At 71.4% G+C, this 24,796-nt stretch carries 21 protein-coding genes; 11 read left to right on the top strand and 10 right to left on the bottom strand.

Annotation, left to right across the window (positions count from 1 at the left end; genetic code table 11):
• From AMO33_RS14090 to hutG, 3 genes are read left to right on the top strand one after another with little or no spacing between them, the layout of a single operon-like run.
• Positions 1-1,437 carry a purine-cytosine permease family protein gene (locus AMO33_RS14090; RefSeq protein WP_060593488.1) on the top strand — a complete coding sequence of 479 codons (1,437 nt, stop codon included), beginning with the start codon at positions 1-3 and terminating at the stop codon, positions 1,435-1,437.
• Positions 1,438-1,446: 9 nt separating this feature from the next.
• Entirely contained in the window at positions 1,447-2,625 is a 1,179-nt protein-coding gene (gene hutI, locus AMO33_RS14085; RefSeq protein WP_060592896.1) for an imidazolonepropionase, read from the top strand.
• 6 nt (positions 2,626-2,631) lie between these two features.
• Positions 2,632-3,564 (top strand): formimidoylglutamase, encoded by a 933-nt coding sequence (hutG, locus tag AMO33_RS14080; protein WP_060592895.1) that lies wholly within the window; start codon positions 2,632-2,634, stop codon positions 3,562-3,564.
• 50 nt (positions 3,565-3,614) lie between these two features.
• Here hutG and AMO33_RS14075 read toward each other — a convergent pair whose 3' ends face one another.
• The 6 genes from AMO33_RS14075 to AMO33_RS14050 form a co-directional block, all read right to left on the bottom strand.
• Complete coding sequence (locus AMO33_RS14075) at positions 3,615-5,255, bottom strand: indolepyruvate oxidoreductase subunit beta family protein (RefSeq protein WP_060592894.1); 1,641 nt, start codon at positions 5,253-5,255, stop codon at positions 3,615-3,617.
• Positions 5,255-7,417, bottom strand: a complete 2,163-nt coding sequence (locus AMO33_RS14070) for a thiamine pyrophosphate-dependent enzyme (RefSeq protein ID WP_011207767.1) — start codon at positions 7,415-7,417, stop codon at positions 5,255-5,257. Before AMO33_RS14070 ends, AMO33_RS14075 begins: the two co-directional genes overlap by 1 nt.
• 73 nt (positions 7,418-7,490) lie before the next feature.
• Positions 7,491-8,252, bottom strand: coding sequence for a cyclase family protein (locus AMO33_RS14065; RefSeq protein WP_060592893.1), 762 nt, complete (start codon positions 8,250-8,252; stop codon positions 7,491-7,493).
• Positions 8,253-8,351: 99 nt separating this feature from the next.
• Complete coding sequence (locus AMO33_RS14060; protein ID WP_060592892.1) at positions 8,352-9,965, bottom strand: phytoene desaturase family protein; 1,614 nt, start codon at positions 9,963-9,965, stop codon at positions 8,352-8,354.
• Positions 9,966-10,067: 102 nt separating this feature from the next.
• Positions 10,068-10,508: a cupin domain-containing protein gene (locus tag AMO33_RS14055; protein WP_060592891.1), complete on the bottom strand. Its 441-nt coding sequence runs from the start codon at positions 10,506-10,508 to the stop codon at positions 10,068-10,070.
• The gene (locus tag AMO33_RS14050; protein ID WP_060592890.1) at positions 10,505-11,362 is read right to left on the bottom strand and encodes a fumarylacetoacetate hydrolase family protein; all 858 of its coding nucleotides are present in this window, start codon (positions 11,360-11,362) and stop codon (positions 10,505-10,507) included. Before AMO33_RS14050 ends, AMO33_RS14055 begins: the two co-directional genes overlap by 4 nt.
• 164 nt (positions 11,363-11,526) lie before the next feature.
• On the opposite strand from AMO33_RS14050, the gene AMO33_RS14045 reads away from it, so the two are divergent.
• The 4 genes from AMO33_RS14045 to AMO33_RS14030 are packed head-to-tail and all read left to right on the top strand — an operon-like array spanning position 11,527 to position 16,404.
• The gene (locus tag AMO33_RS14045; protein WP_011207772.1) at positions 11,527-11,919 is read left to right on the top strand and encodes a RidA family protein; all 393 of its coding nucleotides are present in this window, start codon (positions 11,527-11,529) and stop codon (positions 11,917-11,919) included.
• A gap of 48 nt (positions 11,920-11,967) precedes the next feature.
• Positions 11,968-13,578: an AMP-binding protein gene (locus AMO33_RS14040; protein ID WP_060592889.1), complete on the top strand. Its 1,611-nt coding sequence runs from the start codon at positions 11,968-11,970 to the stop codon at positions 13,576-13,578.
• Positions 13,575-14,015 (top strand): acyl-CoA thioesterase, encoded by a 441-nt coding sequence (locus AMO33_RS14035; RefSeq protein ID WP_060592888.1) that lies wholly within the window; start codon positions 13,575-13,577, stop codon positions 14,013-14,015. Before AMO33_RS14040 ends, AMO33_RS14035 begins: the two co-directional genes overlap by 4 nt.
• A gap of 7 nt (positions 14,016-14,022) precedes the next feature.
• Entirely contained in the window at positions 14,023-16,404 is a 2,382-nt protein-coding gene (locus AMO33_RS14030; protein WP_060592887.1) for a bifunctional salicylyl-CoA 5-hydroxylase/oxidoreductase, read from the top strand.
• Positions 16,405-16,497: 93 nt separating this feature from the next.
• On the opposite strand, the gene AMO33_RS14025 is transcribed toward AMO33_RS14030, so the two are convergent.
• The gene (locus AMO33_RS14025; protein WP_060592886.1) at positions 16,498-17,538 is read right to left on the bottom strand and encodes an AraC family transcriptional regulator; all 1,041 of its coding nucleotides are present in this window, start codon (positions 17,536-17,538) and stop codon (positions 16,498-16,500) included.
• Between the two features lie 301 nt (positions 17,539-17,839).
• Between AMO33_RS14025 and AMO33_RS14020 the strand changes: the two genes are divergently transcribed.
• From AMO33_RS14020 to AMO33_RS14010, 3 genes are read left to right on the top strand one after another with little or no spacing between them, the layout of a single operon-like run.
• Positions 17,840-18,643 (top strand): SDR family oxidoreductase, encoded by an 804-nt coding sequence (locus tag AMO33_RS14020; protein ID WP_060592885.1) that lies wholly within the window; start codon positions 17,840-17,842, stop codon positions 18,641-18,643.
• Positions 18,644-18,670: 27 nt separating this feature from the next.
• Positions 18,671-19,900 carry a styrene monooxygenase/indole monooxygenase family protein gene (locus tag AMO33_RS14015; RefSeq protein ID WP_060592884.1) on the top strand — a complete coding sequence of 410 codons (1,230 nt, stop codon included), beginning with the start codon at positions 18,671-18,673 and terminating at the stop codon, positions 19,898-19,900.
• Positions 19,897-21,606 carry a flavin reductase gene (locus AMO33_RS14010; RefSeq protein ID WP_060592883.1) on the top strand — a complete coding sequence of 570 codons (1,710 nt, stop codon included), beginning with the start codon at positions 19,897-19,899 and terminating at the stop codon, positions 21,604-21,606. Before AMO33_RS14015 ends, AMO33_RS14010 begins: the two co-directional genes overlap by 4 nt.
• Here the strand turns inward: AMO33_RS14010 and AMO33_RS31480 are convergent.
• Both AMO33_RS31480 and AMO33_RS14005 read right to left on the bottom strand, forming a co-directional pair.
• A complete protein-coding gene (locus AMO33_RS31480) occupies positions 21,570-21,890 on the bottom strand; it encodes a hypothetical protein (RefSeq protein ID WP_159005491.1) in 321 nt (106 codons plus the stop codon). The two genes, AMO33_RS14010 and AMO33_RS31480, sit on opposite strands and share 37 nt — an antisense overlap.
• A 117-nt stretch (positions 21,891-22,007) precedes the next feature.
• A complete protein-coding gene (locus tag AMO33_RS14005) occupies positions 22,008-22,877 on the bottom strand; it encodes a PaaX family transcriptional regulator (RefSeq protein WP_011207781.1) in 870 nt (289 codons plus the stop codon).
• Positions 22,878-23,038: 161 nt separating this feature from the next.
• On the opposite strand from AMO33_RS14005, the gene AMO33_RS14000 reads away from it, so the two are divergent.
• Complete coding sequence (locus AMO33_RS14000) at positions 23,039-23,989, top strand: acyl-CoA thioesterase (protein WP_240327518.1); 951 nt, start codon at positions 23,039-23,041, stop codon at positions 23,987-23,989.
• A 47-nt stretch (positions 23,990-24,036) separates the two neighbouring features.
• On the opposite strand, the gene AMO33_RS13995 is transcribed toward AMO33_RS14000, so the two are convergent.
• Positions 24,037-24,666, bottom strand: a complete 630-nt coding sequence (locus AMO33_RS13995; protein ID WP_228801744.1) for a methyltransferase domain-containing protein — start codon at positions 24,664-24,666, stop codon at positions 24,037-24,039.
• Positions 24,667-24,796: the final 130 nt, after the last annotated feature.

The following is a 24,796-nucleotide window of genomic DNA, read 5'->3' as shown; positions in this document are numbered from 1 at the left end:
ATGAAAAACGACGGCACCGCCGAGGACATCCTCACCCTCGAACGCCGCACCATCGACGTCGTTCCCGACAGCGAACGACACGGCACCCCGCGCAGCCAGTTCACCCTCTGGTTCGGCGCCAACATGCAGATCACCGCGATCGTCGACGGCGCACTGGCCGTCGTGTTCGGCGCCGACGCGCTGTGGGCGATCATCGGCCTGCTGATCGGCAACGTCTTCGGCGGCGCCGTGATGGCGCTGCACTCCGCGCAGGGTCCGCGGATGGGGCTGCCGCAGATGATCTCGAGCCGGGCCCAGTTCGGCGTCAAGGGCGCGGTGATCCCGCTGGTGATGGTGATCCTGATGTACCTGGGCTTCGCCGCCACCGGCACCGTGCTCGCCGGTCAAGCGGTGAACCAGGTCCTCGGCATCGACAGCCCCACCGTCGGCATCCTGATCTTCGGCGGCCTCACCGCCTTCGTCGCCATCACCGGCTACCGGCTCATCCACATGGTCGGGCGGGTCGCCACCGTCGTCGGCATCGTCGGATTCACCTACCTGGCGATCCGCTTGTTCGCCGAGTATCCGGTCGCCGACTACGTCGGCATCGTCGACTTCGACGTGGTCACCTTCCTGCTGGCGATCTCGCTGAGCGCGGGCTGGCAGCTGACCTTCGGCCCCTATGTCGCCGACTACTCCCGGTACCTGCCGCGCAGCACCAGCGAGCGCACCACGTTCTGGTCGACCTTCCTCGGCAGCGTGATCGGCTCGCAGTGGTCGATGACCTTCGGCGCGCTCGTCGCCGCGGTCGCGGGCGATGCCTTCCTCGGCAACCAGGTCGGCTTCATGGGCGATCTGGCCGGCCCGGCGGCCGTCGCCTTCCTGATCTACCTGGTGATCGTGGTCGGCAAGCTCACCGTCAACGTGCTCAACGCCTACGGCGGGTTCATGTCCATCCTCACCACCGTGACCGCCTTCAACGGCCGCTCGCACATCTCCACCACCGCGCGCACCCTCTACATCCTCGGCTTCGTCGGGGTGTCGATGCTCATCGCCATCGCCGCCAGCGCGGACTTCCTGGAGAACTTCAAGAACTTCGTGCTCGTGCTGCTCATGGTGTTCACGCCGTGGAGCGCGATCAACCTGATCGACTACTACCTGATCTCCAAGGAGCGCATCGACCTGCCCGCGCTCTACGACCCGAACGGCCGCTACGGCGCGTGGAACACCCCCGCGATGATCTGCTACGCGCTCGGGGTGGTGGCCCAGATCCCGTTCCTGGCGCAGAAGATGTACACCGGGCCGGTCACCGAGATGCTCGGCGGCGCCGACATCTCCTGGATCGTGGGCATCCTGTTCACCGGCGCGATCTACTACCCGATCGCCAAGCGCACCAACAACCCGCCCGCGCAGATGATCTACCCGACCCACACCGAGATGGTCGACACCCGCCTCTAGGAGCCCGCGATGCCCACCACCGCACTGACCGGCATCGGCCAGCTGGTCACCAACGATCCCGCCCTGGGCGAGGGCCCGCTCGGCCTGCGCCGCGACGCCGCGATCGTGTTCGAGGACGGTGTCGTCGCCTGGGTCGGCGACTCCGCCCACGTGCCCGCCACCGACACCGCGCACGACCTGGACGGGCGGGCCGTGCTGCCCGGCTTCGTCGAATCGCATTCGCACCTGGTGTTCGCCGGCGACCGCGCCGAGGAGTTCGCCGCCAGGATGTCCGGCCGCCCGTACGGCGCGGGCGGCATCCGCACCACCATCGAGGCCACCCGCGCCGCCAGCGACGAACAGCTGGGCGCGAACGTGCGGCGGCTGCTCGACGAATCGCTGCGCGCCGGCAGCACCACCGTGGAATGCAAGTCGGGCTACGGGCAGTCCGTCGAGCACGAGCTGCGCAGCGTGCGGGTGGCCGGCCGCTACACCGACGAGGTGACGTTGCTGGCCGCGCACGTGCCGCCGCCCGAATACGCCGGGCGCGTCGACGATTACGTGGCGATGGCGTGCGCGGAGATGATCCCCCGGTGCGCGCCGCACGCGAAGTGGATCGACGTGTTCTGCGAACAGGGCGCCTTCGACCGCGACCAGGCGCACGCGGTGCTCACCGCGGGCATCGCGCACGGACTGGTCCCGCGCGTGCACGGCAATCAACTGCACCGCGGGCCCGGTGTGCAGCTGGCGGTGGAGGTGGGCGCGGCCTCGGTCGACCACGTCACCTACATCGACGACGCCGACATCGAAGCGCTCGCGCACAGCGACACCGTCGCCACCCTGCTGCCCGGTGCCGACTTCTGCACCCGCAACAGCTATCCCGACGCGCGCGCCCTGCTCGATGCCGGGGTGACGGTCGCGCTCGGCGCCGACTGCAACCCCGGCACCAGCTACACCACCAGCCTGCCGTTCTGCATCGCGCTGGCGGTGCGCGAGCTGCGCATGACCCCCGACGAGGCGGTCTGGGCGGCGACCGCCGGTGGCGCGCGGGCGCTGCGGCGTGGCGACGTCGGCGTGCTCACGCCCGGCGCCCGCGCCGACGCGCTGGCCCTGGACGCCCCCTCGCACCTGCACCTGGCCTACCGGCCGGGTGTCCCGCTGATCAGCCGAGTGTGGCGCGAGGGCACACTCGCCTACGCGACGAACTGAGGAGACATGCGACCCGCACCCCGCTGGACCGGCCGCACCGACGGCACCACCGACGAACACCTGCGCTGGCACCAGGTCGTGGCGCCCTACGCGCCCGGCGCCGAGCCCGGTTCCTGCGTGTTCGTCGGCTTCGCCAGTGACGAAGGGGTGCGGCGCAACAAGGGACGGGTCGGCGCGGCCGCCGGTCCCGACGCGCTGCGGCAGGCCATGGCCCCGATGGCGCTCGACCGCCCGCGCCGCGCCTACGACGCGGGCACCGTCGAGGTGGTCGGCGAGGCGCTGGAGGAGGGGCAGCGCGCGCTCGGCGGCACGGTCGCGGGTCTGCTCGACGCCGGGCATTTCCCGGTGGTGTTCGGCGGCGGGCACGAGATCGCCTACGGCACCTACCTCGGTGTCACCGGATCGTCGCGCCGTGCGCCCGGCACCCGCCTCGGAATCCTGAACCTGGACGCGCATTTCGATCTGCGGGCCGACCCGGTGCCCAGTTCGGGCACCCCGTTCCGGCAGATCCTCGCGGCCGAGGGGGACGCCGTCCGGTACGCGGTGCTCGGTATCAGCCAACCCAGCAACACCGCCGCCCTCTTCGACACCGCCGCGCGCTTCGGCGTGCGCCACCTCCCCGACGACGAGTGCGACCCCGCGACGGCCCTGGCCTTCGTCGACGCCTTCCTCGCCGAGATCGACCTGGTGTATCTGACCATCGACCTCGACGTGCTGCCCGCCGCCGTCGCCCCCGGGGTCAGCGCACCCGCCGCGTTCGGTGTGCCGCTGCCGACCCTGCAGGCCGTGTGCGACCGGGTCGGCGCCAGCGGCAAACTCGCCGTCGTCGACGTGGCCGAACTCAACCCCGGCCTCGACATCGACAACCGCACCGCGCGCACCGCGGCCCGGCTGATCCACCGGATCGTCACCCGGCACGTGCCGGTCCCCGCGGGCTGACCGACGTCACGAATTCGGGTGCGCCGGAACGGAATCCGGCGCACCCGAGCTCACTTCGCGCTCGCCGCCGCCGATTCCGCCAGTTCCGCCGCCAGGGCCGCCCCGTCCTCGTCGGCCAGTGCCGCATCCCGCAGTCGCGCCAGCCGCTCGGCGGCGTCCGGGGTGCCCGCCAGCTCCTGCGCGGCCGCCATCAAGCGGGTGAAGCTCTCCCACCCGTGCTCCCAGGTCGCGCCGTATCCCTTGAGGACGCGTTGGCATTCGACGATCTCGCGGGCCAGGTCGGCGTCGATGCTCGCCGCCGACAGCGCGATGGCCAGCCACTCCTCGATGGCGGCCTGCTCGCGGGCGAACCGCAGCGAGCGCGGGCGCAGCGGGCGCACCCGGGCCATCACCGACAGGGCGGTGTAGCCGGTGATCGAACTGGTGTTGACGATCATGCCCCGGTGGGTCAGTTTGCGCACCACCCGGCCGAAGACCGTGGAGCGGCGCAGGGTCGCGCCCAGCCGCTCGGGCAGGGTGTCGGTGATCTCGTCGCTCTGCGGGTGCAGGTACTCGCGCACCTGGATGAGCTGATCCGGTTCCGCACGGGCCTCCGCCCGGATGCGATCCATCCGGTGACGCCGGGTCTTCTGCAGCGCGACCTGGATGGTGTCCTGATAGCACATCCACAACGCGAGGTGCCGGGCCGCTTCCACCGTAAGCCGCGCGGCGCCCTCGGCGTCGGGGTCCACGGCGGCGAAGCGCGCCACCCGCTCCAGATACCGCCGAGCGTAGGTCTTGTTCTGGTAGACCGCGGTGCGCACCAGGCCGTGCAGAATCATCGAACGCGCCGCGGCGGGCAGGTCGGCCACCTCGGCGGCCAGGGTCCGCAGTTTCGGCCCCACCAGCGCGCCGGGGTCGGTCGCGGCGATCTCGTTGCGCCGCCGGTCCTCCCGCTCCTTCTTCTCCTCCGCCGACAGCGGCCGGGGGACCAGCGTCAACGGCACCGGCTCGCTCGCGCGGGCCGCGCCGGAGCCGGCCGCCGTCGTGCCCCCGGCGGGGGCCGCCGACCGCGCCGCCTCGTAGCCCGCGGCGAACGCCGCGAGCGACTGCTCGACACCCTTGCCGAAATCGCGGATCGGCTGCTCGAACTGCTCGCGGCCGAACGGCAGCACCCCGCACCCGGCCAGCGCGCCGAACAGCGACGCGCTGATCACGCTGCGCGCCTGCTCGGCCACCGCCATGAAGTCGGCGGCGATCAGCCGCTTCGCCCCGCGCCGCGCGGTCTCCAGCAGCGCCGCCGAATCCGCGCGTCCGTCGCCCGGGGCCATCCGCTCGTCGATGGCGAACACCCGGTGCGTGGAGGTGATCAGGGTGGTCCGGTCGGGCGTGCTGAAGCCACGCTGCACCGCCCGCCCGGCTTCCATCAGCTCCGAGGCGACCACGACGTCGACCTCGCCGGGGGTGGGGAACACACTGAGCACCGGCACCGCCCGTGCGGCACCGGAAGGCGGTGTGGGCGGGAACAATTCGACGTAGTACACGGTCGCGCCGGTGCGCTGCGCCACGCCGGGCACCGAGGTGGACTGGGCCCAGTACCCGGCCTTCTCCGCCACCTCGACGATCCAGTCCGCGAGCACTCCGCCGCCCTCGCCGCCCATGGCCAGCACGGCCAGGGTGAGCGGCCGCTGCCCGTCGTACCAACTCGACATCACTGCGCCTCCAGACCGGCGATCCGCCGTTCGACTCCGCGGGCGAGCAGCCCGATCCACCACCCGCGCACCCGGGCGAGCAGCCGGTCCCGGCGGGTCGGGTTGTAGACGACATCCGTGCGATAGAACGACGGGCACAGCACCGCCGCGTGGGCGTTCGCCCCGCAGACACCGCAGCCAACGCAGCTGTCCAGCACGGTGGCGATGGGGTCGGTGCGCAGCGGGTCGGGATTGTCGGTGACGGTGAGCGAGGGGCACCCGGAGATGCGGATGCAGGCGTGGTCGCCGGTGCAGGTCTCCGGGTCGACGCCGTAGCGTTCCCGCACCACGCGCTTGCCCTCGCGCAGCGCCCGGGCCCGCTGCGGTTTCTCCCTGCGCTGCTTGTTGAGCTGGCATTCGCTCTGCATCACCAGGACTTTCGGCCCCGGCTCGTCGGTGGTGAGCGCTTCGACGAAGGTGTCGCGGACCTTCGTGACGTCGTAGGTGTCGTCGATCGTCTTGGCCCACCGGACGCCGATCCCGCGCACGGCCCGCTCGATCGGGTGCTTGGTGGAGCGGGCGGGCAGTTCGGCCGCCGAGGACAGCACATCCTGGCCGCCGGTCGCGGCGGCGTAACCGTTGTCGACCACCACCAGCAGCTGGTCGTTCTTGTTGTAGACGGCGTTGCCGACGCCGCTGCTCAACCCGTTGTGCCAGAAGCCGCCGTCGCCCATCATGGCGATCGTGCGGCGGTCCGAGCCCGTCGAGTTCAGCGCCGAGGCGGCCGCGGAGCCCAGGCCGTAGCCCATCGTGGTGGCGCCGAGGTCGAACGGCGCGTTCACCGAGAACAGATGGCAGCCGATGTCGGCGCTGATGTGGTGCTTGCCGGTCTCCCGCTCGGCGAGCTTCAGTCCGCTGAAGATCGGCCGCTCCGGGCATCCGGTGCACAGGCCCGGCGGGCGCGGATGCACGAGCTGCGGATCGACGCGGGTGGCGAAGGGGCTGGCCGGGTCGTCGGCGGGACGCAGCAGCGCCGGCTCGGCGGTGACCGCCGTGGGCAGATAGCGCGCGAGGAACTCGTGCAGGCCACGGGTGACCACCAGCGAGGTGTATTCCCCGGCCATCGTGAACAGATCCTTACCGTGCAGCACGGTAGGCACGTCGGCGCGGCGCAGCACGGTGTTGATGTTCTGTTCGATGAAGTCGGGCTGACCCTCTTCGACCAGCAGCACCGCCCGCTTGCCGCGGCAGAATTCGACGACCTCCTCGTCGATCACCGGGTAGGCCACGTTCATCACATACAGCGGCACCCGGGTGTTGCCGAAGGCGTCCGAGCAGCCGAGCAGTTCCATCGAGCGGTTGAGGGTGTTGTAGAGCCCGCCCTGCACGATGATCCCGACGTCGGCCAGATCGGCGCCGAACACCTCGTTGAGCCCGTGCTCGCGGATGTAGCGCACCGCGGCGGGCCAGCGGTCCTCGATCTTCTCCCGTTCGTGCTGGAAACTGGCCGGCGGCAACACGATCCGGCTCACATCGCGGGTCGGCTGCCGGGTCGCCTCGGTCACCGTCAGCGGCGGTCGCTTGTTGTCCTTGGCCTCGAACGCGCCGTGCAGGTGGCACGAGCGCAGCCGCAGCAGCAGGAACACCGGGGTGTTGCTGGCCTCCGACAGCTCGAAGCCCGACTCCACCGCGTCGACGATCGCGGTCACGTCCGGCCGCGGATCCAGCAGCCACATCTGCGATTTCATGGCGAAGGCGTGCGAGCGCTCCTGCATGATGCTCGAGCCCTCACCGTAGTCCTCGCCGAGGATGATCAGCGCGCCGCCGGTCACGCCGCCGCTGGCCAGGTTCGCCAGCGCGTCGGCGGCGACGTTGGTGCCGACGGTGGATTTCCAGGTCACCGCGCCGCGCAGCGGGTAGTGCACCGAGGCGGCGAGCATGGCGGCCGCGGTGGCCTCCGAGGCGCTGTTCTCGAAGTAGACGCCGAGCTCGTCGAGGACCTCCTTGGCGTCGCCGAGCACGTCCATCAGGTGCGAGATCGGCGCGCCCTGATATCCGCCGACGTAGGCGACACCGGATTGCAGCAACGCCTTCGTGACGGCCAGGATGCCTTCGACGTGCAGGGTGCTCCCGGCCCCCTGGCGCAGCTTTCCGACTTCGTTGGCGAACGAGCGTTCCGCCATGTGTTGTCCTCCGATTCGTGTGCGAGAGCCCGGTGTTCGATCAGCCGCGGCGCCGCCCGGTGGGCGTGCCGGGTCAGCGTTCGACGAGGGCGAGCACCCGGGCGGGACTGCCGGAACCGCCGACGATCGGCAGCGGCGAGACGATCAGCAGCGCGCCGGTGGCGGGCAGCTTGTCGAGGTTGCGCAGGCTGGTCAGGCCCCATTTGTTCGCGCCGAGCAGCAGGCTGTGGCAGGGGAACGCGGGATCGAAGCCGGGCGCCGCGCCCGCGTCGGTGCCGACGGTCTCCACCCCGAAGCCGGCCAGCGGGGACTTCTCGGCCAGCCAGCGGGCGCACTCCACCGACACACCCGGGGTGTGCCCGTCGTTGGTGAAGGCGGCCGCGTCGGCACCGCGGACAGCCCAGCCGGTGCGGTAGAGCAGCCAGCCGCCCTCGGGCAGCGGTCCGTGTTCCTGTTCCCATGCCTCGAGGTGGGCGACCTCGAGCAGGAAGTCGGGGTCGTCGGCGACCTGCGCGGTGAGGTCGACGACGGCGGCGGGCGCCACCAGGGTCTGCAACGGCGCCTGCGAGACGTCGTGCCCGTCGCGGCCGGTCTCCCAGTGCACTGGTGCGTCGAGGTGCGTGCCGGTGTGTTCGCCGGTGTGGATGTTGTTCCAGTACCAGGCCGGGCCGCGGTCGTCGTACCGGCTGATCTCCTCCAGCCGGAACGGCACGGTGTTGGCCAGCGGCGGCGGCAGTTGCAGGATCGGCGTCGATTCCTGCAGCGGGGTGGTGAGATCGATGATCTCGACGGCCCCGCTGCGGGTGGCCTCGACGACGGTGCTGAGAACGGACATCACTACTCCTGCGAGGGTGCGTGGGTTTGCGACGAGTCTGGTGATCGGCGGGACGCCCGGCTATCCGCTCGGCGCGGCGGTTGTCCCGGGTGCGCGAGGTCAGCGCCGGCGCAGCCGGGCCAGTGGTCCCGGCCGGGTGAGGGTGGTGGCGACCAGGTGCCCGGACCCACCGCCGAGCCCGGGGCCGGGGTGGGTGGAGGCGCCGATCTGCCACAGCCCCGGCACCGGGGTGCGGTGCCTGCCGACCGAGCCAAGCGGCCGCCACAGGTAGCTCTGGTCGAGTTCGCCGGAGCCGCCGTACGGGTCGCCCGCGACCGCGTTGACGTTGTAGGCGGCCAGATCCGCCGGCGTCACCACGTCGACGGCGAGCACCTTGGCGCGCAGATCCGGCGCGTGCGCGGCGATCCGGTCCAGGACGCGGTCGGCGTACGCCGACGCCAGCTCCTTCGTCCATCCCGCGGCGGTGTCGAGGGCGCCGGCCGCGTCACCGCGCGGCGCGAAGGGGACCTCCTGGAGTTGCAGCCACAGCGCCGCCGCGCCCGCGGGCACCCGGTCCGGGTCCAGGACGTACTGTTGGCCCACCACGACCGTGGGCCGCCGCGGCAGCAGCCCGGCCTCGGCCTCGGCACAGGCGATGCCGGTGCTCGCCGATCCGTCCGACAGGTGCACCAGCGGAATCTCGGCCAGCCGCGGGTCGCGCCAGCCGAGCGGTCCCGACAGCGCGACGTGGATCTGCATCTCGCCGCGGCCGTAGCGGAAGCGGGCGGCCTCCGCGCGCAGGTCCGCGTCGACGGCGGCGGCCGGGAGCAGGTCGCCGTAGAGCGCGGTCGGCGTCACCGAGGCGAGCACGGCCCGGCGGGCGCGGAAGGTCCTGCCGCCCGCGACGACGCCGGTCGCTCGCCCGGACTCGACCACGATCCGCTCGACCTCGGTGCCGGTCTCGATCCGCACGCCGAGCGCGCCGAGCAGCGACCGGAACGCCGCCACGAACTCACCCGAGCCGCCCGCTACCACGGGCAGGCCTGCGGCGTGCAGGGTGGTGGCCAGCATCGGCACCATCAACCCGCCGGTGGCGTGGTCGGGCGCCAGCCCGGCGTGCAGCAGCCACGGCGCGAACAGGTGGTCGACCTCGGGGCCGCGGAAGTAGCGGCGGGTGTAGCCGCGCCCGCTGGTCAGCGCGTCGCGCAGCCAGGTCTCGGTGCCGCGGCGGCCGTTGCCGCGCAGCAGTCCGGTCACCGGTCCCAGGACGGCGGGCGAGCGCAGTTCGGCGCCCATCAGCCCGCCGATCGCGGGCAGGTTCGCGGTCAGCCGCGCGACCATCTGCAGGTACGCGGCGCGGTCGCCGGCGTCGGTGAAGGCCGCGGCGGTGCGTTCCGGGTCGCGGTGCGCGGCCGTGACGGCGCCGTCGTCGCCGACGCTGGCGGTCACCCACCCGTCGGTGTTGCGGTAGGTCAGGCCGTGCTCGTGCAGCAGCTCGCCCAGGCCGGCGTAGGCCGCGCCGGTGACGAACAGCGGATGCCAGGAGGAGAAGGTGTCGTGCCGGTAGCCGGGCAGCGTGCGTTCCTCGGTGGCGATGAATCCGCCGATGTCGCTGTTGCGTTCGGCCACCAGCACCGACCATCCGGCGCGCGCGAGTTCCGCGGCGGCGACCAGCCCGTTGATCCCCGATCCGACGACGATCGCGTCGACCTCGGCCGATGTGTGTTCGCTCATGCCGCGCGACGGTAGGAGCGCGCGTGAGCCCGCGCTATCCACTGTGCGCGAGGGCTGTGCGGATAGCGCGGGGGAGCGGGCGGCGGTCCCGCGGCGACGGGTTCAGGCGCGGCGGTAGCCGACCAGGATCGCGTCGTCCACGTCGGGCAGGTTGACCACGATGTTGTCGGGGGTGCGCGCGGTCAGCCACACCAGTTCCTCGGTGGTGCTCATGTTCACCTCGATGTGCGGCATGAACGGCGGCACGAACACGAAGTCGCCCTCCTTCATGTCGACGTACTGCTGGTAGTCGGCGCCGAAGTAGATGCGCGCCACCCCCTTCAGCACGTAACCGCCGGTCTCCGCCTCGCCGTGGTGGTGCGGCAGCGACCGGTACCCGGGCTCGTTGGACACCCGGCCGTACCAGATCCTGGTGGCGGGGGTGTGCTGCGGGCTCACGCCCGACACCCGCACCGCGCCGCCGGACTGGGCGGTGTCGGTGTGCTCCTGCCCGGCCGGGGTGACGACGGGAACCGCGGTGGTGTCGAGGGTTTCGTTGCTCATCGGTCTTCCTTTCCGTCCCGCGGGGCGGGATCGTCTTCGGTGGGGAGGGTGATCCGGTTGCGGAGCAGCCCGATGCCTTCGATCTCGGTCTCCACCACGTCGCCGTCGCGCAGGTGCCGCGGCGGGTCGGCGGCCACCCCGACACCGCCCGGCGTGCCGGTGAGCACGACGTCGCCGGGGCGCAGGGTGGTGAAGGCGGAGATGTAGGACAGCAGCGCCCCCGGGTCGAACAGCAGGTCGTCGGTGGAGCCGCACTGCTCGACGACGCCGTTGACGCGGCAGGTGATGCGCAGGCCGTCGCCGGGATCGGCCTCGTCGGGGGTGACCAGGTCGGGGCCGAGGGGCGTGGTGGCGTCGAAGGCCTTGCCCTGCAACCACTGTGCGGTGCGGCGCTGCCAGGTGCGCACCGAGAAGTCGTTGGCGACCGTGTAACCGGCGATCCCGGCCCGTGCGGTCGCCCGGTCGGCGCGGCGCAGTTCGACCCCGACCACGACGGCCAGTTCCGCCTCCCAGTCCAGGCCGGCGTCGGCGGCGGCCATGCCGAGGGTGATGTCGGCGTCCCAGGCGGTGAGGGTGTCGGCGAATTTGGCGAACAGCGTGGGGAATTCGGGCTCCGCGCGGCCGAGTTCGGCGATGTGGGCGCGGTAGTTGTGGCCGCAGCAGACGATCTTGCGCGGCGCGGTGACCACCGGCGCCGAGCGGCCGGCGACCGGCTCGCCCGTCACCGCGGACCGCCAGTCGGGGCGGGCGAGCAGCGCGCCCACGTCGGGCGCGGCGGTGGGGTACCAGTGCCCGTCGCGGCGGATCTCCGCGTGGGAGCCGCCGTCGTCGGTGCGGACAGTTCGCAGGCGCATTGCTCGATGTACTCCAGGGGCTGGGGCCGGGGCGATCCCGCGGCCGGGGAACGGCGGAATATCGCGTTCTGTTGACGGTGGTGACAATAGCACTATAGTGTGGTCCGCACCACCCCTTCCCCCATGGCTCGCTGCTTCGTCGAGCCGGACCAGAGTGAGGCGACATGGCTGTCGAACGCATCAATCCCGCAACGCTGGCGAAGCCCTCCGGTTTCGCGCACGCCACCCGGCACCGCGGCATCGTGCATCTGGCCGGGCAGACGGCGATGGACGCCGACGGCAAGATCGTCGAGGGCGGCATCGTCGAGCAGTTCCGGCAGGCGATGACGAACATGCTGACCGCGCTGGCCGCGGCGGGCGGGCGCCCGCAGGATCTGGTGAGCGTGACGATCTACCTGCTCGACATTCCCGACTACCAGGCCAACGGCAAGGAGATCGGGCGCATCTGGCGGGAGCTGGCGGGCACCGAGTACCCGGCGATGACCGGCGTCGGCGTCACCGCGCTGTGGCAACCGGAGGCGCTCATCGAGATCCAGGCCGTCGCCGCGATCGACTGAGCGCGCGCGATCCCGTCTCCGATTCCCGTCTCGGAAAGGGCGGAAACCTTGCTCACTCCTTCAGCCCACATCGACACCTTCTGCCGGGACAACCTCCCGCCGCCGTCGCAGTGGCCGGAGTTCGTCTTCGACCTGCCCGCCCTGCGGTATCCGGAGCGGCTGAACTGCGCGAGCGTGCTGCTCGACGGCGCGGTGGACCGCCACGGCCGCGACCGTCCGTGCCTGTCCACCGCCGAATCCACCTGGAGCTACGGCGATCTGCTCGACACCGCCAACCGGATCGCGCGGGTGCTCACCGAGGACTTCGGCCTGGTTCCCGGTAACCGGGTGCTGCTGCGCTCGCCCAACACGCCCTGGCTGGTGGCCTGCTGGTTCGCCGTGGTCAAGGCGGGCGGCGTGGTCGTCACGACCATGCCGCTGCTGCGCGCGGCCGAACTGACCAAGCTGATCGACCTGACCCGCCCGGCCCTGGCGCTGTGCGATCACCGCCTCACCGCGGAACTGGCCTGCGCCGACCTGCCGGTCGTGCCGGTGGGCGGGCCGGGCGCCGAGGACCTCACCCGCCGCGCCGCCGCGAAGCCACCGACCTTCACCGACGTCGCGACCGCCGCCGACGACGTGGTATTGCTCGCGCCCACCTCGGGCACCACCGGGACTCCCAAGGCCACCATGCACTTCCACCGCGACGTGCTGGCCGTCGCCGACACCTTCGGCGCGCATGTGCTGCGCCCGCGCCCCGACGACGTGTTCATCGGCACCCCGCCGCTGGCGTTCACCTTCGGCCTCGGCGGGCTGGTGATCTTCCCGCTGCGGGTCGGTGCCTCGACGGTGCTGCTCGAGCGCGCCGACCCGGAGTCGCTGGTGGTGGCGATCGAGAAGTTCGCCGCCACCGTGCTGTTCACCGCACCCACGGCCTACAAGGCGCTGCTGAAGCGCGACGACCTGGACGGACTGCGCACGCTACGGCGATGTGTGTCGGCGGGAGAGCACCTGCCGGAGCCGGTGTTCACCGGCTTCCGTGAGCGGACCGGCATCTCGATCGTCAACGGCATCGGCGGCACCGAGCTGCTGCACATCTACATCTCCGCCGCCGACGCGGACATCCGGCCCGGTTCGCTGGGCCGCGCCGTGCCGGGCTTCCGGGTGGAGATCCAGGACGACGACGGCAACCCGGTCCCGGACGGCACCGCCGGCCTGCTGGCGGTCAAGGGCCCCACCGGCTGCCGCTACCTGGCCGACCCGCGCCAGCGGGACTACGTGCGCGGCGGCTGGAATCTGACCGGCGACACCTGCACCCGCGACGCCGACGGCTACCTCTGGTACCACGCGCGCAGCGACGACATGATCGTCTCCGCCGGCTACAACATCGGCGCGCCCGAGGTGGAGGCCGTGCTCGACCGGCACCCGGACGTGGCGGAGTGCGCGGTCGTCGGCGTGCCCGACGCGGACCGCGGCAACGTCGTGCACGCCGCCGTCGTGTTGCGCGCGGGCGTCGACGGCAGCGACGAGAAGGTCCGGGAACTCCAGGATTTCGTCAAGAGCACGGCCGCGCCCTACAAGTATCCGCGCAGCATCGTGTTCGTCACCGAGTTGCCGCGCAACCCCAGCGGCAAACTCCAGCGGTTCAAGGTGCGGGAACAGTGGAAGGCCGCACGATGAGCGGCGTCGTCGTCGAGCGCGTGGTGGACTGGCAGGACACCGACGCCGCCGGGCACTACCACCACAGCACCGTGATCCGCTGGGTGGAGGCGGCCGAAGCCGCCCTGCTGGACGGGCTCGGGCTGCGCGGGCTGTTCGGCAGCATCCCGCGGGTGCGTTTCGAGGTCGACTACCTGGACCGGCTGTGGTTCGGCGACACCGCCGCCATCGCGCTGTCGGTGGGCAGGCTCGGGCGCTCCTCGGTGCGCTACGACTTCCTCGTCACCCGGATTCCCCCGGATGCGCAGCCCCCGTCCCCGGCGGCGCGGGGTGCCTTGACCGCCGTGCACGCCCCCGACCCCGCCGCCCGTTCGCGGCCGTGGCCCACGGCGGTGGCCGCCGCGTTGCGCGGTACCCGGGCCGCCGACCCCAGAACCGATTACCCCCGACACCAGTGAGGCTTCGATGCGTATCGCCGTGATCGGCGGAGGGCCCGCGGGCCTGTACTTCTCCGCCCTGATGAAACAGCTCGACCCGAGCCACGAGATCACCATCTGGGAACGCAACGCTCCCGACGACACCTTCGGGTTCGGCGTGGTGTTCTCCGACGAGACCCTCGGCGGCATCGAGCACGCCGACGAGCAGATCTACCGTGGGATGAGCGAGCAGTTCGCGCGCTGGAGCGACATCGACATCCACTACCGCGGCCAGGTGCGCACCTCCGGTGGCCAGGGCTTCGCGGCGATGAGCCGCAAGGAACTGCTGCGGCTGCTGCAACGCCGCTGCACCGACCTCGGCGTCACCATCCACTTCCGCACCCCGGCCCCCGACGTCGAAGATCTCGCCGCCACCCACGATCTGGTGCTGGCCTCCGACGGCATCAACTCCGCGGTGCGCAGCACCTTCGCCGACGTGTTCGAACCGAGCCTGGATCCCCGGCGCAACAAGTACATGTGGCTGGGCACCGACCTGGTGTTCGAGGCGTTCGAGTTCTTCGTCAAACACACCCCGCACGGGATCATGCAGGTGCACGCCTACCCGTTCAGCGCGCAGCAGAGCACCTTCATCGTCGAGATGCACGAATCGGTCTGGCGCGAGGCCGGTTTCGCCGCCTTCGCCGACCGCGAGTTCGCGCCGGGGGAGAACGACGAGCAGTCCATCGCGCGGATCGCCGAGCTGTTCGCCGCCGAACTCGACGGACACCGGTTGCAGGCCAACAACTCCCGGTGGATCTCCTTCACCACCGTGCGCAACCGCACCTGGCGCCACGGCAACATCGTGCTCATCGGCGACGCCGCGCACACCGCGCACTTCTCCATCGGCTCGGGCACCAAGCTGGCGATGGAGGACGCCCTGGCACTGGCGGCCTGCCTGCACGAGAACGACTCGGTCGCCGCCGGCCTGGCCGCCTACGAGACCGAACGCAAACCGGTCGTGGAATCGGTGCAGCGCGCCGCACAGGCCAGCCTGGAGTGGTTCGAGTCCATCGCCCAGTACACCGACCAGCACCCCGACCAGTTCGCCTTCAACCTGCTCACCCGCAGCCGCCGGATCACCTACGACAACCTGCGGTTGCGCGACGACGGCTTCGTCGAGGCCATCGACGGCTGGTACCTGTCCACCCAGGACGCCGCCGCCGCGGCGCCGCGGCCGCCGATGTTCTACCCGTTGCGGCTCAAGGACGTGGAACTGCCCAATCGCATCCTGGTCTCGCCGATGGACATGTACTCCGCCGTCGACGGGGTGCCCACCGACTTCCATCTGGTGCACCTGGGCAGCAAGGCGCTCGGCGGCGCCGGCCTGGTGATGACCGAGATGGTGTGCGTGTCCCCGGAGGGGCGCATCACCCCCGGCTGCGCCGGGCTCTACACACCGGAGCAGGAGCGGGCCTGGGCCAGGGTGGTCGATTTCGTGCACGGCCACACGCGCGCGAAGATCGGTGTGCAGCTGGGACATTCGGGTCGCAAGGGCGCGACCAAGGTGATGTGGGAGGGCATCGACGACCCACTCGAGTCCGGCGGCTGGGAGACCGTCGGACCCTCGGCCATCCCCTACGGTCCGGCCAGCCGCACCCCGCGGGAGATCACCCGCGCGGAGATGGACCGGGTCACCCGCGAATTCGCCGACGCCGCCGCGGCCGCCGCTCGCGCCGGCTTCGACCTGCTCGAGCTGCACTGCGCGCACGGCTACCTGCTCTCGGCGTTCCTCTCACCGCTGGCCAACCGGCGCACCGACGAGTACGGCGGCAGCCTGGACAATCGGCTGCGGTTCCCGCTGCGGGTGTTCGACGCGATCAAGCAGGTGTGGCCCGCGGACCGGCCGCTGTCGGTGCGCATCTCGGCCACCGACTGGGCCGAGGGCGGCAACACCGTCGACGACGCGGTCGAGATCGCGCGCGCCTTCGCCGCCCACGGGGTCGACGTGCTGCACGTCTCCTCGGGGCAGGTGGTCAAGCACGAGAAGCCCGCCTACGGCCGCAGCTACCAGACGCCTTTCGCCGATCGCATCCGCCAGGAGGTCGGGGTGCCGCACGGCGTGGCCGTCGTCGCCGTCGGCGCCATCTCCTCCCACGACGACGTCAACTCGGTCCTGCTGGCCGGTCGCGCCGACCTCGTCGCCATCGGCCGCGCGCACCTGTGGGATCCGCAGTGGACCCTGCACGCGGCGGTGGAACAGGGCTATCGCGGCGAGGCCGCCGAATGGCCCGCGCCCTTCCGCGCGGGCAACCGGAAACCACCCACCGGTCGCACCGACGGCCCACCGCCGCGCCTGGAACTGATCCGCGCGACGGGCACGTCCGCACCGCGGCGGCGGTGGACGCCCGCGCGGGTGACGGCCGCGGTCTGAGACCCGAACGTGCCCGGGAGCCACGCTCCCGGGCACGTGGTCGTTCCGGGGTCGGCGGCGGACGGGTCACCGAGCCGACGAGGGCGCGCCGGGTCAGCAGGCGGCCGCGGTCTGCGCTGCGCCGTCGGTGGCCAACCGCAGTGTCTGCGAGGGTGATTCGCCGAAACGGTCCCGGTAGAGCACCGAGAAGCGGCCCGGGTGCAGGAAACCCCAGCGAATGGCGATGTCGGTGACCGTGGTCAGGGTGGGGTCGGCTTGGAGCAGGTCGGTGCGCACGCGGCGCAGTCGCACATCGCGCAGGAACGCCATCGGGGTGGTGTTGTAGTAGCGGCGGAAACCGTCCTGCAGGGTGCGGGTGCCGATGCCGACCGCGTCGGCGATGTCGTCGACGGTCAGCGGTTCGTGGGCGTGCGCCTCGATCAGTTCGGCCGCCCTGGCGATCGGCCGGGACACCACGGGCTGTGGTTTGCGGTCGAGTTCGTCGCGATAGTTGTGCGGCTGGCCCAGGATCAGCTGGCTGACCAGCAGCCCTTCGAACTCCTGCACCGCGATGGAGGTGGGTGCGGCCGCGCGGTCGATGGCGTCGACCAGCAGGGTGAGCAGTCCGCGCCAGGTCCGGTTGGCCGGGGTGGTGAGATCCATGCGGGGGTCGAACACCAGCGGCGCGGCGGGCTCACGGCCGAGTTTCTTGCGCACCGCGTCGTGCACGGTGGCGCGGTCCAGGCGCAGCAGCAGCTGCCGGTTGGCGCCCTCCCACGCCATCGACACCCGGTCGCCCGGCTCGAGCACCGAGGCGACCTCGGGGGTGGAGACGAAACTGCGCGAGCCGACCGTGATCGCGGCGTGGCCCTCGAGCGGAACCTGGATGAGGTAGAAGTCGTCGAGGTCGCGCGGGTCGATACGCACGTCGGTGCCGTATTCGAGGTAGTAGACGCCGGCGGTGTCCCAACGGACGCCGTGGAAGTGCGCGTCCAGGGCGATGTCGCGGCGCAGCGGCGAGAGCCGGTGATCGCAGAACGCGGTGCCGACGGCCGAACGGACGAGGTCGGGATCGCCGGAAGTGGTGAGCTGGTGCCGGGCCAGCGGCCGGTCCTCGTACTGCAACGGCTCCTCCACGGGAATGGTCCAACGCATGACGATTTGATGACCATCGTCACAAAGGCGCATTACCATTGTGTTCCACGCCGAGGTCCGGCGTGTCAAGAATCGCGAAATCGATGCCGTCGCGCGGGCGGAACCGTCCGTGACTCGCAGGACAGTGTGCCGTGACCGGGGTCACACTGTCCAGTCCGTCGCCGCGACCGTCGTCATCCGGGCCGCAGACTCGTGCGCGATCGACAGAGTTCGGACAACTCCCGCGCTCCGCGGATAGCTGCCCGCCCGCGGCGTCCCTACCGTGACAGCCCTCACCGGAACCAGCGTCTCGGAGGGCGTGATGCCACAGTCCAGCTCACTAGCGAACAAGACCGCGATCGTCACCGGCGGTGCCACCCTGTTCGGCGCCGCGGTCGTCGAGGAACTCGTGGCCGCGGGCGCGCGCGTCGTGCTCGCCGACCTCGACGACGCCGCGGGGCCGCAGGTCGCCCAGCGCACCGGCGCCACCTTCGTGCACACCGACGTCACCGACGACGATTCCATCGCCCGGTGCGTGGCCACCGCCGTCGAGCGCTTCGGCTCGCTCGACGTGCTGGTCAACCTGGCCTGCTCCTACGGCGACGACGGCGCCGACACCGACCGGGCGACCTGGCTGCGCACCCTCGACGTCAACCTGGTCGGCGCGGTCGTCTTCGCCGCGGCGGCCCGCCCGCACCTGGCCCGCGCCGGCGGCGCGGTGATCAACCTCAGCTCGATCTCGGCCAAGGTCGCCCAGACCGGCCGCTGGGTCTACCCGGCGAGCAAGGCCGCGATCGTGCAGGTCACCCGCAGCATGGCCACCGACTACGCGGGCGACGGCATCCGGGTGAACTCGGTCAGCCCGGGATGGACCTGGTCGAAGATCATGGACGACCTCTCCGGCGGCGACCGCGCGCACACCGACGCCGTCGCCGCGCCGTTCCACGTGCTCGGCCGCGTCGGCGACCCGCACGAGGTCGGCCGCGTGATCGCCTTCCTCGCCTCCGACGCCGCCTCCTTCGTCACCGGCGCCGACTGGGCCGTCGACGGCGGCTACTCCGCGCTCGGCCCGGAGCAGGCCGTGCCCGCCATCCCCCGACTCGCCGCGGTCGACGCGACCGCCTAGCCCATCCGCTCGAAAGGAACCACACCGATGCCTTCCATCACCATCGTCGGCGCAGGACAATCCGGCCTGCAGCTCGGATTCGGGCTGCTCGCGGCCGGTTACGAGGTCCGCATGGTCTCCAACCGCACCCCGGAGCAGATCCACCAGGGCCGGGTCACCTCGAGCCAGTGCATGTTCGGCTCCTCGCTGGCGCGCGAACGCGTGCTCGGCATCGACTTCTGGGGCAGCGAATGCCCCGACGTCGAAGGCATCGGCTTCACCGTGCCCGACGGCGCGGGCGGGCGAGCCATCTCCTGGGACTCGCGGCTCGACCTGCCCGCCCAGTCGGTGGACCAGCGGGTGAAGATGCCGCGCTGGATGGCCGAATTCACCGCGCGCGGCGGCGTTCTCGACATCCACGACGCGACCGTCGACGACCTGGAGGACTACGCGCGCTCGAGCGATCTGGTGCTGGTCGCCGCGGGCAAGGGCGAGATCGCCAAGCTGTTCGACCGCGACGCCGAACGCTCCACCTTCGCCACCCCGCAGCGCGCCCTCGCGCTCACCTACGTGCGCGGCATGACACCGCGCGAGCCGTTCTCCGCGGTGTCGTTCAACATGATTCCCGGCATCGGCGAGTACTTCGTGTTCCCGGCGCTGACCACCACCGGTCCCTGCGAGATCATGGTCATGGAGGGCGTGCCGGGCGGCCCGATGGACTGCTTCGACGGCGTCACCGACCCGCAGCAGCATCTCGAGCTCGCGCTCGGCGTGGTGCGCACCTACCTGCCGTGGGAGGCCGAACGGTGCCGCGAGCTGGAACTCACCGACGACCTCGGCGTGCTGGCCGGGCGCTTCCCGCCCACCGTGCGCCGCCCGGTCGGCGTGCTGCCCTCCGGCGCGACCGTGCTCGGCATGGCCGATGTGGTGGTGCTCAACGACCCCGTGACCGGCCAGGGCTCCAACAACGCCGCCAAGTGCGCCTCGTCGTACCTGGCCAGCATCCTCGAACACGGCGACCGCCCCTTCGACCGCGCGTTCATGCAGGACACCTTCGAGCGGTACTGGGACTACGCCCGCTACGTCGCCACCTGGACCAACGCGCTGCTCGTGCCGCCGCCGGAGCACGTACTGCGACTGCTCGGGGCGGCCGGCGCCAATCCGCGCATCGCGCGTCGCTTCGCCAACGGCTTCGACGACCCGCGCGACTTCTTCCACTGGTTCATGGACCCCGACAGCGCGAAGTCGTATCTGGACGACCTCGCCGTGGCGGCATGAGCGCGCAGCGGCGGATCGCGATCGTCGGCGCCGGTCAGGCGGGCGCCCTGGTGGCGCTGGGGCTGCGCAGGCACGGCTGCGCGGTCACCCTGATCGGCGACCGCGATCCCGACCAGGTGCGCGCGGGCGGGGTGCTGTCGAGCCAGTGCCTGTTCGGGTCGGCGGTGCGGGTGCTCGACCGCATCGTCGACGGCGGCCTCGCCGCACCGCCCATCGACAGGCTGGCGCTGACCGTCGACGGGGTCGGCACGGTGGTCTCGGGATTCGACGCACCGGCGCAATCGGTCGATCAACGGGTGGCCTGTGCCGCGCTGATCGAGGACTTCGTCGCCGCGGGCGGCGACTTCCGGGTCGCCGACATCGACCCGGCCGGTCTCGATGTCCTTGCCGGACACCATGATCTGACCATCGTGGCGACCGGCACCGGTGACCTGGGCCGGATGTTCGTGCGCGACGCGGTCCGCTCGCCCTACGACCGCCCGCAGCGGGCGCTGGCCGTCGCCTACGTGCACGGCCTGCTGCCCGACGAGACCGGCGCGGAGCTGACGATCACCGTCGCGCCGGGGGTGGGGGAGCTGATCACCCTGCCCGCCCTGACCACCACGGGGCCGTGCTCGATCCTGGTCTTCGAAGGCGTGCCGGGCGGGCCGATGGACCGCTTCGAGGACGTCACCGGGCCCGAGGAACACCTGCGCCGCTGCCAGAAGGTGCTCGAGGAGGTGTTTTCCGCCGTCGCCGCCCGCGCCCGGTCCGTGGAACTCACCGACGAGGGCGCCGTGCTGCGCGGCAGGCTCACCCCGACCGTGCGCAAGCCCGTCGCCTACACCGCCTCCGGCCATCCGGTGCTCGGCCTCGCCGACGCGGTGGTGCTCAACGACCCGGTCACCGCCCAGGGCGCCAACAACGCCGTGCACGCCGCCGGCAGCTATCTCGACGCGGTGCTGCACCGCGGTGCGCGGCCGTTCGACGCCGAGTGGATGCACGAGACCTTCGAGTCGTTCTGGCGCAGCTGGGGGCGCTGGTCGGTGGCCTGGACCAACCGGGTGCTGGCCGGCCTGCCCGCCCACGTGGTCGACCTCGTCCCGGTGGCGGCGCGGGAGCCCGCGGTGGCGGCGCTGTTCGCCGCCGGCTTCGACGACCCCAGCACGCTGCACGACTGGTGGTTCGACCCCGGCGACGCCGAGCGGATGCTCGCGGCCGTGCGCGCCGCCGACCGTTCCGTCGACCCGCGCGCCCTGCGCAACGCCTTCGGCCAGTACGCCACCGGCGTCACGGTGGTCACCACCCGTGCGCCGGACGGCCGCAAGATCGGCGTCACCGCCAATTCGTTCACCTCGGTGTCGCTCGATCCGCCGCTGATCGCGTGGTGCCCGGCGAAGAAGGCGCCGAGCCTGCCCGACCTCATCGCCGCCAGCCACTTCGCGGTGAACGTGCTCGCCGCGGATCAGCACGAGCTGTCCCGGCAGTTCGCCACCCCGGCGCCGGACAAGTTCGCCGACGTCGCCTACCGCGACGGCATCGCCGGTGTGCCGCTGCTCGATCGCAGCATCGCGCGCTTCCAGTGCCGCACGGTGCAGCGGGTGGAGGCGGGCGACCACATCATCTTCATCGGCGAGGTCGAGCACTTCGACACCAGCGACGGCGCGCCCCTGGTGTTCCACTCCGGCGGCTATCGCATCGCCGCCGACCATCCCGACTTCGCCTGAACCGACCGCGCCGGCGTGATCCGGCCGAAAGGACCGCCGCCACGGGCACCTACATCGCTGTCGTGCAATCCGCCGGCGAACGCTTCGCCGCCGACCCGGCCGCACTTCGCCGACACCGTCACCGCGCTGCGGGCCAGGGACAACCAGGCCGGCGGCGTGCCCTGTCCCGCTTCTACGCCCACCATTTCGCGCACAGCGATCCCGCCGACACCGAGTCCATCCCGATCTAGCGGACGATCGGCGTCGACCGCATCGTCGCGGAGCAGTTGTCCTGCTTCACCCACGACCGCGAGATCGACTGGATGCTGCCCGGCGTCGCGCCGACCGCCCGCTATGGGGAGGTGCCGCTGGTGGCGATCGTGACCGGAGGCCGAATCGGTCCACCGGCGAAGGCGAACCGATCAGCTGACCTGGGGGCGTTTGCCGTGGATCACCGCGAGCGCGTGCTTGTGGGCCAGCGGGTTGAGCACCTCGTTGAGCTGGTCGAACAGCGTGCCCGCGGCTTCGCCCTGCCAGGCGGGCGGCAGCAGCGACAGCGGGATGCCCGGGTCGCGGTAGGGCAGCCGTCGCCACTGCGTGAGCATCGGCACGTAGAGCTGGAAAGCCTCACGCGCGGTGACGGTTTCGCTGGTCACCCGATACAGCACCGGCCGGTACTGCTGGAGGAACTCGGTGTAGAGCGCGGTGAGCTCGTCCAGATCCCACCAGGTGGTGACCTTCTCCCGCGGGTCGCCGAAGCCGAGGTGCCTGCCGCGGAAAAGGTCGACGTAGGAGGACAATCCGCGGCGCTGCAAGGTCTGCTCGGTCTCGCGCACCAGATTCCCGGGCGCCACCCACACCCCCGGGGCCGCGGTGCCGAAACCCAGGCGGGTCAACGTGGTTCGCAGGGAATGCCGCTTCTCGCGCTCGGTTTCGGGCACCGAGAACACCACGACCACCCAGCCGTCGTCCTCGGTGGCGCGGGTGCGGTGGAAGATGCGGATGTCGCCTTCGGCGATCACCTCCAGTGTCTGCGGGGCGAGCGAGTAGCCCGCCGCGCCCCCGTGCCGCTCGCTCACGAGCACACCGCGGCGCTTGAGCCGGGAGATGGAGGAACGGACGGCCTGGCCCTCCGCGCCGAGGTCGGCCATCAGCGCGACCACCGACGCGACGGAGAGCCAGTTGCCTTCCGCACGGGCGCACAGGCCGAAGATCGTGATGATGAACTGGGCGAGGCGAGTGTCCCGGCCGCCTGCCGTACCCGCGCCGGTCGGTTCGAGCTCAGCCGTCATGCCTGCACCATACGTCACCGCCGGTCCGGCCACGAAGCGCGATGGTAGGGCTCGCCGAGACAACGCCGGTGGCCTGCTGACCTGCGGATCCCCACGGGAGAACGGCGGCAATATGTCAACTGCAAGACTTTCGTCACATATACGCTATATTCAGGCGACCGGTGGATGTCCCACCGGAGTCCGAGACGTTCGACCGGCTGGAGCAGCTGATGACCGACACCATGACGACCTCGGGGATCTTCACCGCCGCCATCACCCTCACCCCGGCGCACCCCGAACACTTCGACCTCGCCTTCACCGCCACCACCCAGCCCTGCCCGTGGCCCAAGGCCTACGGCGGGGACCTGGTCGCCCAGGCCGCGGTCGCGGCGATGCGTTCGGTCACCGACGCCAAGGCCATGCACTCCATGCACAGTTACTTCCTGCGCCCGGCCGACATCGGCGCCGACGTGCGCTACGAAGTCGAGATCCTGCGCGACGGCCGCGGCTACAGCACCCGCCAGGTCCGCGGCTACCAGAACGGCAAACCCATCTACGTCGGCCTGGCCAACTTCGCCGCGGGCGAACCCGGCGGCAGCTACGCCGCCACCCTCACCGAGACCGTCCCCGACCCCGGCAGCCTGCCCAGCTCGGCCGACTACCTGCGCGACCGCAGCGGCGGTTCGATGACCGAGGAGTCCAAGGCGTACTGGTCGGCGGGCCGCAGCTTCGACATGCGGCACGTCCCCGGCCCGGTCTACCTGGAGATCGACGGCGAGCGCACCCCGCACCAGGCCGTCTGGGTGAAGCCGTTCGATCCGCTGCGGCCCGTCGACGGCCTGCGCGCGGACCAGCGCGACCTCGCCGCCCTCGCCTACGTCTGCGACTACACCATCCTCGAACCGACCCTGCGCGTGCTCGGCCTGCCCTGGGCCGATCCCGCCCTGGTCACCGCCAGCCTCGACCACGCCATGTGGTTCCACCGCCAGGGCCCCGTCGACGACTGGCTGCTCTATGTCCAGGACGCCGTCGCCGCCGACCACGGCCGCGGCCTCAACGCAGGCCGCTTCTTCACCCGCGACGGCCGCCACCTGGCCACCGTCCTGCAGGAAGGCATGATCCGCACGCGCTGAGGTGGACCGAGGTGGGCCGAGTCCGTCTCCGCCCCAGCGTCTTCGGCTCAGTCGAAGAACCGCGCCAGATGCTCGGGGTCCGGCGTGACCGGGCTCCCGCGGTTCTCCAGATCCGCGAAGATGCTCGCGCCGTCACACCCCGCGTGCAGCGGATACCACGCCGGATCCCGCGTGCAGATCCCCTTGAACGTCTGCACATCCAGCAGCCGCAGATGCGTCGGATCGGCCACCGCGTTCACATAACGCCACCACGGCGACAGCACGTGCAGGATTCCGCCCGGCCGCAGCACCCGGCGGCACTCGTCCACCAGCGGCAGGAAATCCGCCAGGTGCTCGAGCACGTGCACCGCGAACACCCGGTCGAAGGACGCGTCGTCGAACGGCAGCCCACCCCGCAGATCCGCCACCACGTCGACCCCCGGCACCGGCCGCACATCCACCCCCACGTTCCCCGGATACTGCTTGGTCTCCCCACACCCCACATCCAGGATCCGCGGCTCCCGCCCCGCCACCCGCACCCGATCCCACACCGCCAGCACCCCCGCCAGCCCCCCGATCAACCCGCGCGCGGTCCGCAGCTCCGCCGCATCGGCCACCTCCCCGGTCAGATGCGCGACCCCACCCCGGAACTCGACCCGCAAGTCCAGCCCCCGCAGCCGCTCGTCATACCCCACCATGTCCCGAGCCACGGCCTCCAAGTGCCGATCACACAGATCCATCCGTCGCGGAGACAGTTCCTGCACAGGAGCGGTCATAGTCATGCCGATGCCCTACCCGGCCGATCCATGGACAAACGTGGGGTAGAGC

Origin of the sequence: Nocardia farcinica, from assembly GCF_001182745.1 — a bacterium.
In the GTDB taxonomy this organism is placed as follows: Bacteria; Actinomycetota; Actinomycetes; order Mycobacteriales; family Mycobacteriaceae; genus Nocardia; species Nocardia farcinica.
This window is presented reverse-complemented; position numbering and strand designations above follow the sequence as displayed.